Origin of the sequence: Nocardioides nanhaiensis (genome assembly GCF_039542785.1) — a bacterium.
GTDB classification, from domain to species: Bacteria; Actinomycetota; Actinomycetes; order Propionibacteriales; family Nocardioidaceae; genus Nocardioides; species Nocardioides nanhaiensis.
This window is the reverse complement of sequence record NZ_BAABIM010000001.1, coordinates 1637435-1650423: the sequence shown is the minus strand read 5'-3', so window position 1 is coordinate 1650423 and position 12989 is coordinate 1637435. Positions and strand designations below refer to the sequence as shown.

The window sequence follows — 12989 nt, the reverse complement described above, 5'->3', positions numbered from 1 at the left end:
CGTCAGCCGGTGGGTCGGGGCCAGGGCTCGCCGCGCAGCGCGTCGAGGGCGTGCTCGACGACGACGTCCGGCGTCGGTGTCACGTCGACGAGAGCACCGCGCTCGTCGGACTCGAGCGGCTCGAGGGTCTCGAACTGCGACTGCAGGAGGGCAGGGGGCATGAAGTGCCCCTGCCGCTCGCGCATCCGCTGCGCCAGCAGGTTGAACGTGCCGTGCAGGTGTACGAAGAACGTGTCGTCGGCGGCGGTGCGCAGCACGTCGCGGTAGGCCCGCCTGAGCGCGGAGCAGGTCACGACGGTCGAGCCCCCCTGGCCCGCGACCTCGCGCGTGCGGGCGGCGATGGCCTCGAGCCAGGGCCAGCGGTCCTCGTCGGTGAGGGGTGTCCCGGCGGCCATCTTGTCGATGTTGGCCTGGGGGTGCAGGTCGTCACCCTCCACGAACCGGGCGCCCAGCCGCTCGGCGAGACCGCGCGCGACCGTGGTCTTGCCGGTGGAGGAGACCCCCATGACCACGACGTGCACGGGCTCCCCCGCCGCCGCCTCACCCTCGCTCATCCGGCGACCCACAGCAGTGCGGCGCAACCGAACATCATCAGGCCCAGCGTGGTCTCCATGACCGTCCAGGTGCGCAGGGTGGTGCGCTCGTCCATGCCGAAGAAGCGGCTCACCAGCCAGAAGCCGGAGTCGTTGACGTGCGAGAGCACGGTGGATCCACCGGCGATCGCGAAGACCAGGGCGGCCAGCTGGACGGCACCGGCACCCTCGGCCTGGGTGGCGATCAGGCCGGCGGTGGTCGTGAGCGCCACGGTCGCCGACCCCTGGGCCACGCGCAGGGCGGTCGCGATCAGGAACGCCTGGAGGAGGAGTGGGATCCCCACGTCGCTGAGCGAGGAGGTCAGCGAGGAGCCGATCCCGCTCGTGCGCAGCACGCCGCCGAACATGCCGCCGGCCCCGGTGATCAGGATGATCGAGCAGATCGGTGCCAGGGCGTCGTCGACGACGCCCTGCAGCTCGCTGCGGCTGCCCACCCGGGAGCCCAGCAGCGCCATGGCGGCGAGCAGGGTGATGAGCAGCGCGACCGGGGTGTTGCCCAGCACCATCAGCAGGTCGACCGGCGTGGACTGCTCGATCGTCCCCGCGGTCAGCAGCGTGTCGAGCACCGTGTTGAACGAGATCAGCACCATCGGCAGCAGCAGCAGGCCGAGCACGACGCCGAAGGAGGGCGCCTGGCGCCGCGTCGCGACGCCACCCGCTGAACCGGATCCGGCCTCCGCGCCCTGCGCGGCGGTGCGTCCCGCGCTGTCGCGCTCCTCACCGAAGATCAGGTCGGCGGTCGAGACCTCGATGCGGGCACCGACGTAGCGGGAGAACAGGTAGACGCCGACGTACCAGGAGACCAGCGCGACGGGGACGCCGAGCAGCAGCACCAGCCCGAGGTCGGCCCCGATCGCGTCGCCCGCGGCCACCGGGCCGGGGTGCGGTGGCACGATCGCGTGCATGGCGGCGAACGCGCCGGCGGCCGGGAGCGCGTAGTAGAGCAGCGAGCCGCCGAAGCGACGGGCCACGGTCAGGATGATCGGGAGGAAGACCACGAGGCCGGCGTCGAAGAAGATCGGGAAGCCGAAGATCAGCGCCGCGACGCCGAGCGCGAACGGTGCTCTCTTCTCGCCGAACCGGCCCACCAGGGTGTCGGCCAGCACCTGGGCGCCGCCGGTGAGCTCCAGGATGCGCCCGAGCATCACGCCCAGTGCCACGAGGAGGGCGACGCCCCCCAGCGTGCTGCCGAAGAACTGCAGCATCACCGCCGGCACGTCGGCCACCGGGATCCCCGCGGCCAGGCCGGTGAGCAGGCTGACCAGCACCAGCGCCAGGAAGGCGTGCAGGCGCACCAGGACGATCAGGACGAGCAGGACGGCGACGGCGGCCGCGGCGATCAGCAGCATCACCGCCGTGGGATAGGCCGGTTCGAGGGGGTCCATGCCCCCACAGTGCCCCACATCGACGTGACGGATGCCGTGGTGACCCGGCGCGTCGGCTCCGGTCGGCGCCACGGGGCTGTCGGAGCCCCCACCTACCGTGACGGGCATGCGCATCACCGCCGTCGAGGGCGACCTCACCACCCAGCAGGTCGACGCCGTCGTCAACGCCGCCAACCGCCGCCTGCGCGGAGGTGGCGGGGTCGACGGCGCCGTCCATGCCGCCGGCGGTCCGGCCGTGCTCGAGGACTGCCGGCGTCGCTTCCCCGACGGCCTGCCCACCGGCGAGGCCGGGTGGACCACGGCGGGCCGGATGCCCGCGCGCTGGGTGATCCACGTCGTCGGGCCGAACCGCCACCGCGGCGAGACCGACCGCGGGCTGCTGGTCGCCTGCTACCGACGCGCCATCGAGGTGGCCGACGAGCTCGGGGCGCGCACCGTGGCGTTCTCGCTCGTGGGTGCCGGTGTCTACGGGTGGTCGCGCTCGGAGTCCGTGGCGGCGGCCCGTGAGGCGTTCGCCGCTGCCGAGGAGACCGGCACCCGGGTGCAGGAGGCCCGGCTGGTCGCCTTCGGGGGCACCGCCCACGAGGCGGTCCTGGCGGCCCTCGGGGAGGCGGGCCCGCCGCGGTAGCGGCCGCGCGTCGGACCCACGTCGCGCGAGAAGATTGGTGAGGCTACCCTTACCGATCATGGACGAGTCGGCGGGCGCAGCGTTGGCGGGGCACGACCTCGTCCTCGGCTACCCCCGGGCCACCGTGGTGCACGGCGTCTCGGTGGCACTGCGACCCGGCGTGGTCACCGCGGTCATCGGCCCCAACGGCTCCGGCAAGTCCACGGTGCTGCGCTGCCTGGCGCGGCTGCACCCGATCACCGAGGGCGCGGTGCACCTCGACGGCCAGGACAGCGCACCGCTGAACGCCAAGGCCTTCGCCCGCCGGGTCACCCTGCTCTCGCAGTCGCGGCCGCACCCCTCGGGGGTCACCGTGGCCGACGTCGTCGCCTTCGGGCGACACCCCCACCGACGCCGCTTCGCCGCCCTCACCGAGGCCGACCGCGTCGCGATCGCCCACGCGCTCGAGCTCACCGGCACCGCGGCGATGACCGACCGGCCGGTCGACCAGCTCTCCGGCGGCGAGCTGCAGCGGGTCTGGCTGGCCAGCTGCCTCGCCCAGGACACCGGGGTGCTGCTGCTCGACGAGCCGACCAACCACCTCGACCTGCGCTACCAGGTCGAGACGCTCGACCTGGTGCGCGACCTCGCCTCCCACCACGCGACCGCGGTGGGCGTCGTGCTGCACGACCTCAACCAGACCGCCGCCGTGGCCGACCGCGTGGTGCTGATGCACCACGGCCGCGTGCACGCCGACGGAGACCCCGCCGACGTGCTGACCGCCGAGCACCTCTCCGAGGTCTACGGCCTGCCCATCGACGTCGCCCGCGACGCCGTCACCGGACGTCTGCGCGTGGACCCGCGCAGCCGCCACCACGCGAACCCCTGAGTCGCCTCCCCGTTCCGCCTGACCGCCTGACCGCCCTTCACACAGAGGACCACCCATGCGCACGACCCGAGCCCGCCACACCACGGCCGCCCTGACCCCGCTGCTGGGCCTGACCGCCCTTGCCCTGGCAGCCTGTGGACAGACCACCAGCACCACCGACGGCGACGAGAACGCAGACAGCTCCGGCTCCAGCAGCTCCGCCGAGAGCAGTGCTTCCTCCACCGCCGAGGGCTGCGACGACGTCGCCACCTCCGAGGGCCCGGTCAGCCTCACCGACTCCTACGGCAACGAGGTCGAGCTCGAGCAGCCCGCCGAGCGGGTGGCCGTGCTGGAGTGGCAGCAGACCGAGGACCTGCTCAGCCTGTGCGTCACGCCCGTCGCGGTGGCCGACGTCGAGGGCTTCGGCACCTGGGTCTCCTCCGAGGAGCTGCCGGCGGAGGGCGTCACCGACGTCGGGACCCGTGGCGAGCCCAACCTCGAGGCGCTCTTCGGCGCCGAGCCCGACCTGGTCGTCGTCGAGGCCTACACGCCCGACGACGAGATCCTCACCCAGCTGGCCGAGTACGGCGTGCCGGTGCTGGCCACCAAGGGTGCCGACGCCGCCGACCCGATCGCGAACATGAAGGAGACCTTCGGCCTGATCGCCCAGGCCACCGGGCGCGAGGAGCGCGCTGAGGAGATCGTCGCCGAGTTCGACGCGGCGCTGGCCGAGGGCCAGGAGGCGCTGGCCGGCACCGACGCCGAGGGCACCGAGTTCGTCTACTTCGACGGCTACATCGACGGCGCCAACGTGGCGCTGCGCCCGTTCGGCCAGGGCTCGCTGATGGGCGAGATCGGCGAGGAGCTCGGCCTCGTCAACGCCTGGGACGGCGAGGTCGACCCCGCCTACGGCCTGGGCGGCACCGACATCGAGGGCATGTCGGCCGTCGGTGACGCCACCTTCTTCTACACCGGGACCGTGGACCCCGCCGGCGACGTGATGGCCGAGCTCGAGGGCAACCCCGTCTGGGGTTCGATCCCCGCCGTCGAGGACGGCCGGGCCTACGCCTTCCCCGAGGGTGTGTGGACCTTCGGTGGTCCTGCCTCGGCCAGCCAGGCGGTCGAGGCGTACGTGGACCTGCTGACCCAGCAGTGACCCGAGGCCGACCGACACCGTGACCCAGACGCCGCTCGCGCGCTCCGTGCCCTCCCCTCCGGGTGGCGCGGAGCCGGGCGGTGCCGTGAGCGCGGCTCGGCCCCGCAGCGGCCTCGGCGGCGCCCTGCTGGTGCTGCTCGGCCTGGCCGGGTCGCTGGTGCTGGTGGCCGGCTGGCACCTCACCCAGGGCACCAGCGGCGTCGGGTTCGGCGACCTGGTCGACCTGGCGCTGGGCCGTGAGGCCTCGCACGGCTCGACCGCCTCGACGCTCGACATCCTCACCGGCTCGCGCATCCCGCGGTTGGCCGCGGGCATCGCCGTCGGGTTCGCGCTCGGCGTGGCCGGTGCGCTGCTGCAGTCGCTGGCCCGCAACGCCCTCGCCTCCCCCGACACCCTCGCGGTCACCGGCGGTGCCTACTTCGCCGTCGTGGCGGTCGCCGCGCTCGGGCTGGCCGTGCCGCTGTGGGCCTCGGGCCTGACGGCGTTCGTGGGCGGGCTCGCCGCCGCCGCGCTGGTGCTGGCGCTGGCCGGAGGCGCCGGCACCTCCACGACCCGGCTGATCCTGGCCGGCTCGGCCGTCGCCCTGGCCCTGCAGGCGGGCACCTCGACCCTGCTCATCCTGTTCGAGGAGGAGACCACCAGCCTCTTCGCCTGGGGCAGCGGCTCGCTGAGCCAGCTCGGGCTGCAGGCGTTCACCCAGGCCGCGCCGATCGTCGTCGTGGCCACCGCCGCCGGCCTGCTGCTGGCGCGCCGGCTGGACCTGCTGGCCATGGGCGACGACGCCGCCTCGGTGCTGGGCGTGCCGGTGCGCTCGACCCGTGCCATCGCCACGGTGCTCGCGGTCGTGCTGACGGCGGCCGCCGTGACCCTGGCCGGCCCGATCGGCTTCGTCGGGCTCTTCGCCCCGGTGATCGCTCGGCTGCTCGGCCGCTACGTGCCCGCCGTGCACCGACACGCCGTCCTGCTGCCCACGGCGGGCCTGCTGGGCGCCGTCGTGGTGGTGCTGGCCGACGCCCTGGTGCGCGCGGCAGTGGGCGCCGACGAGGCGATCTCCATCCCGACCGGCATCACCACCACCCTGGCGGGAGCGGTGGTGATGGTGCTGCTGGCCCGCTCCAGCCGCGACGCGGGCCCCAGCCGCCGCCCGCCCGGCGCAGCCGTCACCGCCCGCAGCCGCACCCGCTTCGTGGTGGTGCTGGTACTCGCCTCGCTCCTCACCGTCACCGCCACCGTCGTCGGTCTGCTGGCCGGCCTGCGGTGGCTGCTGCTCGGCGACGTCACCGCGTGGCTGGGCGGCGAGGGCCTGCCGCTGGTGCAGTTCGCCCTCGACGAGCGCGCGCCGCGGGTGGCGGCGGCGGTCCTGGCGGGCGGTGCCCTGGCGCTCTCGGGTGCGATCGTGCAGGCCACCTGCCGCAACCCGCTGGCCGAGCCGGGTCTGCTGGGCATCACCGGAGGCGCCGGGCTGGGTGCCGTCATCGTCGTGACCGGGCTGGCCAGCGGCTTCAGCAGCGGGGCGAGCGCCGCCGTCGGCAACTCGACGATGCTGATCGCCGCCACCGCGGGTGCCCTGATCGCGTTCGGGCTGGTCTACGGGCTGGCCTGGCGGGGCGGGCTCGACGCCGATCGGCTCGTGCTGATCGGCATCGGCATCTGGTACGGCACCACCGCCCTCAGCACCTTCCTGCTGGTGCGCTCCAACCCCTTCGACACCCCACGCATCTACACCTGGCTCTCGGGCTCCACCTACGGCCGCAGCTGGGAGCAGGTCGTGCCGGTCGCGATTGCGCTGGCCGTGGCGCTGCCGCTGGCGCTGGTGGTGCGCCGCGAGCTCGACCTGCTGGCGCTCGACGACGACACCCCGCGCGTGGTGGGCGTGCCGCTGGAGCGGGTGCGGCTGATGGTGCTCCTCTTGGCGGCCGTGCTGACGGCGATGGCGGTCGCCGCCGTCGGCGTCGTCGGGTTCGTCGGCCTGGTGGCACCGCACATCGCCCGCGCCCTGGTGGGCGGGCGCAGCGCGCGCGTGGTCCCGGTGGCCGTGCTCGTGGGCGCCCTGCTGCTGGTCGTCGCCGACACGCTGGGCCGCACCGTCATCGCGCCCGCGCAGGTGCCGGCCGGACTCGTCGTCGCGCTCATCGGCGCCCCCTACTTCGTGTTCCTGCTGGCGCGCTCGCGCGCCTGACCGCAGCGGCTACGGGTAGGCGAGCTCGGGAGCCCCGGCGTCGCTCAGGAGCGCACGCATCACGCCGAGGTCCTCCACCTGCTCGGCCACCATCGCCCTGGCGCTGTCGCGCACCAGCGGCGAGGCGTCGCTCTCCAGGCAGGCCGTGCCCATCTCGACGCCGCCGAGGTGGTGACGGACCATCAGCTGCAGGAACAGCCGGTCGAACTCCGCGCCGCGCAGCCGGCTGAGCTCGAACAGCTCCTCCGCGCTCGCCATGCCGGGCATGCTCGCACCGCCGCCCGCGTGGTGTTCGTCGTCACCGTGGCTCATCCACGCCATCGGCTCCGCGTTGACCGGGGGCTCGTCCCACAGGCGCAGCCAACCCCGCAGAGCACCGCTCTCCACAGCCTGCGCGGAGAGGATGGACAGACCCAGGGAGCGCACGGCGGGCCCACCACGGACGAGCGCCTGCTGCGCCATCAGCAACGCCTGGTCGTGGTGGGTGGCCATGTCCTGGCTGAACCCGATGTCGGTGGCGTTCGGCACGGGCGACTCCCCGCCCGGGGCGGTCTGCTCCAGGCCCGCGGTGGCAGAGGGCGTCCGTGCGGCGCCCCCGTCGGAGCAGGAGGTGGCTGCGAGACCCAGCACCAGCACCGCCGCCGCGAGTCGGGGTCGCCTCACCGCCACGCCCGCTTCGCCAGCTGCACGACGTAGAGCCCCGAGGCGGCGTCGGTGTACCAGACCTGGCGGCGCCGCACGTCGAAGGCGGGCATCGAGAAGGCCACGTTGCCCTGCAGGGCGAACAGCCGGCTCCCCAGGCGCGGCGGCGCCACGTGGTAGGCCACCTGGCGCGGGCGGGCGGGGTCGCGGATGTCGAAGACGCGCAGGCCGGAGTTGAGCGTCGAGCAGGCGGCGATCGTGGGATTGCGGACCTGAGGCACCGCGCAGTAGTGGTTGGCGTAGCCGAGCACCCCGCTGCTGCCGAGCGGGCTCGGGTCGCCCGCCACCCGGCGCTGGGTGGCGGGCACGTGCACCGCCAGACGCAACTCGGAGACCAGGCGCGGACGGCGCAGGTCCGAGATGTCGATGATCCGGGCCCCGCCGGGCCGGTTGGCCACCGTGACCGGGTTGAACCGGAAGGCGAACTCGTCGAACTCCAGCAGGTAGCGACGCCCGTCGCGGGTGAAGTACTGCGAGTTCTGCGGGATGGAGACGACCGGCCAGGTCATCCGGCGCAGCTCGCGCACGCGCGGGTCCGGGCGGCGGTCCTGGATCTGGCTGACGTCGAGCACGGCGAGGTTGCCGTTGATGGGGTCGGTCTGGAAGAGGGTGCGGCCGTCCGGGGTCAGGCTGAGCCCGTGGGAGTAGTAGGCGCCCTTCCACAGCTCGCGAGGACGTCGCGGGTCGGTGAGGTCGAACGCGTACACGTAGCCCGCCGCCCCCGCGACCCAGTACGTGAGCCCGTCAGCGGTGAAGCCGCTCTCGTGCCCGGTGGCGATGGGCACCTGGGAGAGCAGCCGCGGGTGCCGGCAGTCGGCGGCGACGGAGTAGACGTCCATCGTGCCCGGCAGTGTCAGGCCGTTGCCGACCTCGGCGACCAACAGGCCGCGCCGGGCGTTGAGGTTGAGCGACTCGTGCGGCGACAGCATGGCCAGGGAGGTCAGCGTGTCCGTGTGCCTCGGGCGCCGCGGGTTGCTCATGTCGAGCACGACGACGCCGGGCGAGGGACCCACCAGCGCGGAGCCGAAGGTGAGCGGCGAGGCGAACGAGGTGTCGTAGTAGGCGCAGGTGCGCCCGCTGCGGTCGGTGTAGCGCCACGTGCGGAAGCCGCCCGGGGTGTCGTGACGCGCGACGCGGCGCAGGTTGCACGTCCAGCCGCGGCGGGCCTCGGGCGTGGCCATCGCGGCGGCGCTGACCCGGCCGTCCAGCCCGGCGAGCGGTCGCGACCCGCGACCGCAGGCGGCGCGGGGCGTGGGTCGGGGGCTCGGACTGCGCAGGGTGACCGGCGTGGTCTCGCGGGCACGCTGGCTCGCCGTCAGCGAGAGCAGCGAGGTGAGGTCGTTGAGGGGCAGTCCGGGCAGGACGACGCCGCCACCGGGGCCGACCGTCCGCCCCTCCCCCGCCGGCCGGCGGGGCTCCTCGGTGCGCGCGCTGCTCGTGGCGGCGCTGGTGCCGGTCAGGGCCAGGGCGATCGCGAGCAGGGCCGTGAGGAGGGCGCCGGTCCGGCGACGCCCGAGGGGCGGGAGCATCTCGGCAGCATCGCACCGGGCCCCGACACCGACAAGGGTCGACGCACGACTGCTCGGCACCGCCTAGGGTGACGGCACCGCTGTCAACGTCGACTCGAGGAGGCCGGCCGTGGAGGTCGTGCACACCGTCATCGCCATCGGCCTCGTCGTCGGCCTGATCATCTGGGTCAAGGTCGACCCGGTGATCTCGCTGGTGATCGCCTCGCTCTACCTCGGCCTGGCGGCCGGGGTCGGGTTCGAGGGCACCGTCACCGCGATCACCGAGGGCTTCGGGTCGATCATGGTCGAGGTCGGGCTGCTGATCGGCTTCGGCGTGCTGATCGGAGCACTGCTCCACTCCTTGGGCACGTTCCGCAAGCTGGTCCGGGTGCTGCTGCACGCGGTGGGCGCCAAGCGGCTCCCCTACGCCCTCAGCGGCGCCCTGGCCACGGTGTTCCCCTCCATCTACGTCGACGTGCAGGTGGTCCTCGCCGCCCCCATCGCGCGGTCCTCGGCAGAGGCGGTCGGCCCGCGCGGCCTCGCGCACCTGGCCGGCGGCATCGGCACCGGCATCTTCGCCGGCTACGTCTTCGTCATCCCCGGGCTGGCGGCCGTCTCGATCGCCGGGCTGCTCGACGTCCCGCTGGGCACCTGGCTGGGGTACGGCCTCGTCCTGGGTCCGGTCACCGCGCTGGTCACCACGTTCCTGTTCGGCCTGATGCTCCGGATGGGCTGGTGGAACCCCGCCACCGACGAGGCCGAGGACGAGGGCCTCGAGGCGCTCGAGAACGCGGCCGACCCCACCGCGCCGCCCGTCCGGCGGCCCGCGGACCCCGGGCTCGACCGAGGGCTGGAGCCGGGCACCGCCGGCACCGGGCCCGACGAGCGCCATGCCCGCGACGACGTCGACGTGCCGCTGCCGGTCTCGCTGCTGCCGATCCTGGTGCCGCTGGTGATGATCGCCTTCGGCGCGTTCGCCGACGTGCTGGGCTTCTCCAACGGGGTCATCGCGTTCCTCGGTGACGCCAACATCGCGCTGTTCGTCGGGTTGCTCGGCGCCTACCTGCTGGCGCGGGCCGCCAGCGGCACCGACCGCACCGAGGAGGCCATGAAGACCGGCTTCCACACCACGGGCGAGATCCTGCTGATCACCGGTGTCGGCGGCTCGCTCGGCGCGGTCATCGAGGCCACCGGGCTCGACGCCACCCTGGCGGGGCTGTTCTCGGCCAGCGAGGGCGCGGCGGTGCTCACCAGCATCCTGCTCGCGTGGGTGATCGCCGCCGTGCTGCACCTGGCCATCGGCTCGGTCTCGGTCGCCGCCATCACCGCGGCCGGGATCATCGCGCCCGTGCTGCCCTCCATCGACGTCGCACCCATCGCGGTGGGGCTCGCGATCGCCTCGGGCTCGATGTTCGCCCTCACTGTGAACTCCAACTTCTTCTGGATGTTCAAGTCCCTGCTGGGCCTCACCACCCAGGGCGCGCTCAAGTCGATGACGACGGTCACCAGCATCGCCTCGTTCGTCTCGCTGCCCCCGGTGCTCCTGCTCGCACTACTTCTCTGAGAGGCGCCGCGACGGGAGGTCAGGCGCGGGCCAGCCGCCTGGCCAGGTAGGGCGCGGTCGCGCTGCTGGCGCTCCGGGCGACCTCGGCCGGCGTGCCGGTGGCCACCACGCGCCCGCCTGTGTCGCCTCCGCCGGGCCCGAGGTCGATCACCCAGTCGGCGGTCGCGACGGCGTCGAGGTCGTGCTCCACCAGCACCACCGTGCTGCCGGCGTCGACCAGCCGGTGCAGCTGGCGCAGCAGCAGCGTGGTGTCGGCCGGGTGCAGCCCCGAGGTCGGCTCGTCGAGCAGGTAGAGGGTGTGGCCACGACGCACCTGCTGCAGCTCGGTGGCCAGCTTGATGCGCTGCGCCTCCCCGCCGCTGAGCTCGGTGGCCGGCTGGCCGAGGCCCAGGTAGCCCAGGCCGACGTCGCGCAGGGCCTCGAGGCTCCGGACAGCGGCCGGCACGTCGGCCAGGAACTCGGCGGCGTCGTCGACAGAGAGGTCGAGCACCTGCGCCACGCTCCTGCCGCGGTAGGTCACCTCCAGCGTCTCGGCGTCGTACCGGGCACCGTGGCAGGTCGGGCAGGGCGCGTAGGTGCCAGGCAGGAACAGCAGCTCGACGGAGACGAACCCCTCCCCCTGGCAGGTCTCGCAGCGTCCCGGCGCCGTGTTGAAGGAGAAGCGGCCGGCTCCGTAGCCGCGGGCCCGCGCCAGCTCCGTCGACGCGTAGAGCCTGCGGACGGCGTCGAACATGCCGGTGTAGGTCGCGAGGTTGGAGCGCGGCGTCCGCCCGATCGGACGCTGGTCCACGACCACCAGCCGGTCGAAGGCCGCGTGCACCCGAGGATCGTCGGCGAGCACCTGGCTGACCAGCGTCGACTTCCCGGAGCCGGACACGCCCGTGACGGCGGTGAGCACGCCCCGGGGCAGCTCGACGGTGAGGTCCCGCAGGTTGTGGCGCGAGACCCCCTCCAGGCGGAGCCAGTCCGTCGGGGTGCGCAGCTCGTGCTCCAGCCGTGCGGCGCGCCCGAAGAGGTGGTCGCCGGTGGCCGAGCCGGCCACCTCCTCGAGGCCGGCGACCGGACCGCTGTAGAGCACCTGACCACCCCCCGCCCCGGCGCCGGGGCCGATGTCGACGACCCAGTCGGCGCGCCGCACGACGTCGAGGTCGTGCTCGACGACGAACAGCGAGTTGCCGGCGGCCTTGAGCCGGTCGAGCACGTCGAGCAGCGGCTCGGCGTCGGCCGGGTGCAGGCCGGCCGAGGGCTCGTCGAGCACGTAGACGACGCCGAAGAGTCCCGAGCGCAGCTGGGTGGCGATCCGCAGTCGCTGGGCCTCGCCGGGCGAGAGCGTCGTCGAGCTGCGCCCGAGGCTGAGGTAGCCCAGGCCCAGGTCGAGGAGCACCTCGACCCGGGCGACCAGGTCGGAGCAGATGCGGACCTCGACCTCGTGGGTCGCCTCCGGCAGCGCGGCGGAGGGTCGCAGGAGGTCGGCGAGCTCGGCCAGGGGCAGGCTGTTGGCCTCGGCGATCGAGCGGCCGGCGAAGGTCACGGCGAGCGCCTCGGGCCGCAGCCCGCTGCCGCGGCAGTCCTCGCAGCGTGCGTCCTCCACGAAGCGCAGCGCCCGCTCGCGCATCCGCTCGCTCGCGGAGTCGGCGAGCACGTGCATCACGTGCTTGCGGGCACTCCAGAACTTGCCGTGGTAGCCGTGGTCGATGCGGTCGCGCTCGGGCTTGATGAGCACCGAGGGCTGCTCGTCGGTGAACAGCAGCCACTCGCGGTCCCGCTTGCTCAGCCGGCGCCACGGCAGGTCGACGTCGATGCCGAGCCCGGTCACGATGCTGCGCAGGTTCGCGCCCTGCCAGGCGCCCGGCCAGGCGGCGATCGCCCCCTCGCGGATGCTCAGCGAGGGGTCCGGGACGAGCAGCTCCTCGGTGACGTCGTGGACCACGCCGAGACCGTGGCACCGCGGGCAGGCTCCGGCCGCGGTGTTGGGCGAGAAGGCCTCGGCCGCGAGGTGCTCGGCGCCCGCGGGGTAGTCACCCGCCCGCGAGTAGAGGATCCGCAGCAGGTTCGAGAGCGTGGTGAGGGTGCCGACGCTCGAGCGGGAGGAGGGTGCCCCGCGGCGCTGCTGCAGGGCCACCGCCGGAGGCAGCCCGGTGATCACCTGGACGTGCGGGGCCCCGACCTGCTGCAGCAGCCGGCGCGCGTACGGCGCCACCGACTCGGAGTAGCGCCGCTGCGCCTCGGCGTACAGGGTGCCGAAGGCCAGCGACGACTTGCCCGAGCCCGAGACACCCGTGAAGGCCACCATCGCGTTGCGCGGTATGTCGACGTCGACGTTGCGCAGGTTGTGCTCGCTGGCGCCGCGGACGCGGACGACCTGGTCGATCGCGTCGGTGGTCACGGGCCCGAGTACCCGATCGCCCCGAGGCCCACCGGCCGCCG

The 12989-nt window shown here is 73.9% G+C and carries 10 protein-coding genes; 5 read left to right on the top strand and 5 right to left on the bottom strand.

The window, feature by feature from the left end; genetic code table 11:
• Nucleotides 1-2: 2 nt before the first annotated feature.
• A complete protein-coding gene (locus tag ABD948_RS07850; RefSeq protein ID WP_345264353.1) occupies nt 3-554 on the bottom strand; it encodes a gluconokinase in 552 nt (183 codons plus the stop codon).
• Nucleotides 551-1978: a GntP family permease gene (locus ABD948_RS07845; protein WP_345264351.1), complete on the bottom strand. Its 1428-nt coding sequence runs from the start codon at nt 1976-1978 to the stop codon at nt 551-553. The genes ABD948_RS07850 and ABD948_RS07845 overlap by 4 nt, the downstream gene beginning before the upstream one ends.
• Nucleotides 1979-2084: 106 nt before the next feature.
• Here ABD948_RS07845 and ABD948_RS07840 point away from each other — a divergent pair, with 106 nt between their 5' ends.
• The 4 genes from ABD948_RS07840 (at nt 2085) to ABD948_RS07825 (ending at nt 6788) form a co-directional block, all read left to right on the top strand.
• Nucleotides 2085-2606, top strand: coding sequence for a macro domain-containing protein (locus ABD948_RS07840; RefSeq protein WP_345264349.1), 522 nt, complete (start codon nt 2085-2087; stop codon nt 2604-2606).
• 58 nt (nt 2607-2664) lie between these two features.
• The gene (locus ABD948_RS07835) at nt 2665-3474 is read left to right on the top strand and encodes an ABC transporter ATP-binding protein (protein ID WP_345264347.1); all 810 of its coding nucleotides are present in this window, start codon (nt 2665-2667) and stop codon (nt 3472-3474) included.
• Nucleotides 3475-3529: 55 nt separating this feature from the next.
• Entirely contained in the window at nt 3530-4609 is a 1080-nt protein-coding gene (locus ABD948_RS07830) for an iron-siderophore ABC transporter substrate-binding protein (RefSeq protein WP_345264345.1), read from the top strand.
• A gap of 85 nt (nt 4610-4694) precedes the next feature.
• Complete coding sequence (locus ABD948_RS07825; RefSeq protein ID WP_345264343.1) at nt 4695-6788, top strand: iron ABC transporter permease; 2094 nt, start codon at nt 4695-4697, stop codon at nt 6786-6788.
• A gap of 9 nt (nt 6789-6797) precedes the next feature.
• Here ABD948_RS07825 and ABD948_RS07820 read toward each other — a convergent pair whose 3' ends face one another.
• A complete protein-coding gene (locus tag ABD948_RS07820) occupies nt 6798-7451 on the bottom strand; it encodes a DUF305 domain-containing protein (protein ID WP_345264341.1) in 654 nt (217 codons plus the stop codon).
• Nucleotides 7448-9019 (bottom strand): LVIVD repeat-containing protein, encoded by a 1572-nt coding sequence (locus ABD948_RS07815; protein WP_345264339.1) that lies wholly within the window; start codon nt 9017-9019, stop codon nt 7448-7450. Before ABD948_RS07815 ends, ABD948_RS07820 begins: the two co-directional genes overlap by 4 nt.
• 109 nt (nt 9020-9128) lie before the next feature.
• Between ABD948_RS07815 and ABD948_RS07810 the strand changes: the two genes are divergently transcribed.
• Nucleotides 9129-10562 carry a GntP family permease gene (locus tag ABD948_RS07810; protein ID WP_345264337.1) on the top strand — a complete coding sequence of 478 codons (1434 nt, stop codon included), beginning with the start codon at nt 9129-9131 and terminating at the stop codon, nt 10560-10562.
• A gap of 19 nt (nt 10563-10581) precedes the next feature.
• Here ABD948_RS07810 and ABD948_RS07805 read toward each other — a convergent pair whose 3' ends face one another.
• Nucleotides 10582-12948: an excinuclease ABC subunit UvrA gene (locus tag ABD948_RS07805; RefSeq protein ID WP_345264335.1), complete on the bottom strand. Its 2367-nt coding sequence runs from the start codon at nt 12946-12948 to the stop codon at nt 10582-10584.
• Nucleotides 12949-12989 lie beyond the last annotated feature (41 nt).

Bases quoted from the DNA above. Each gene is read 5' to 3' on its own strand.
- ABD948_RS07835 (WP_345264347.1), top strand. From the start codon at position 2,665: ATGGACGAGTCGGCGGGCGCAGCGTTGGCGGGGCACGACCTCGTCCTC.
- ABD948_RS07815 (WP_345264339.1), bottom strand. From the start codon at position 9,019: ATGCTCCCGCCCCTCGGGCGTCGCCGGACCGGCGCCCTCCTCACGGCC.
- ABD948_RS07850 (WP_345264353.1), bottom strand. From the start codon at position 554: ATGAGCGAGGGTGAGGCGGCGGCGGGGGAGCCCGTGCACGTCGTGGTC.
- ABD948_RS07845 (WP_345264351.1), bottom strand. From the start codon at position 1,978: ATGGACCCCCTCGAACCGGCCTATCCCACGGCGGTGATGCTGCTGATC.
- ABD948_RS07840 (WP_345264349.1), top strand. From the start codon at position 2,085: ATGCGCATCACCGCCGTCGAGGGCGACCTCACCACCCAGCAGGTCGAC.
- ABD948_RS07830 (WP_345264345.1), top strand. From the start codon at position 3,530: ATGCGCACGACCCGAGCCCGCCACACCACGGCCGCCCTGACCCCGCTG.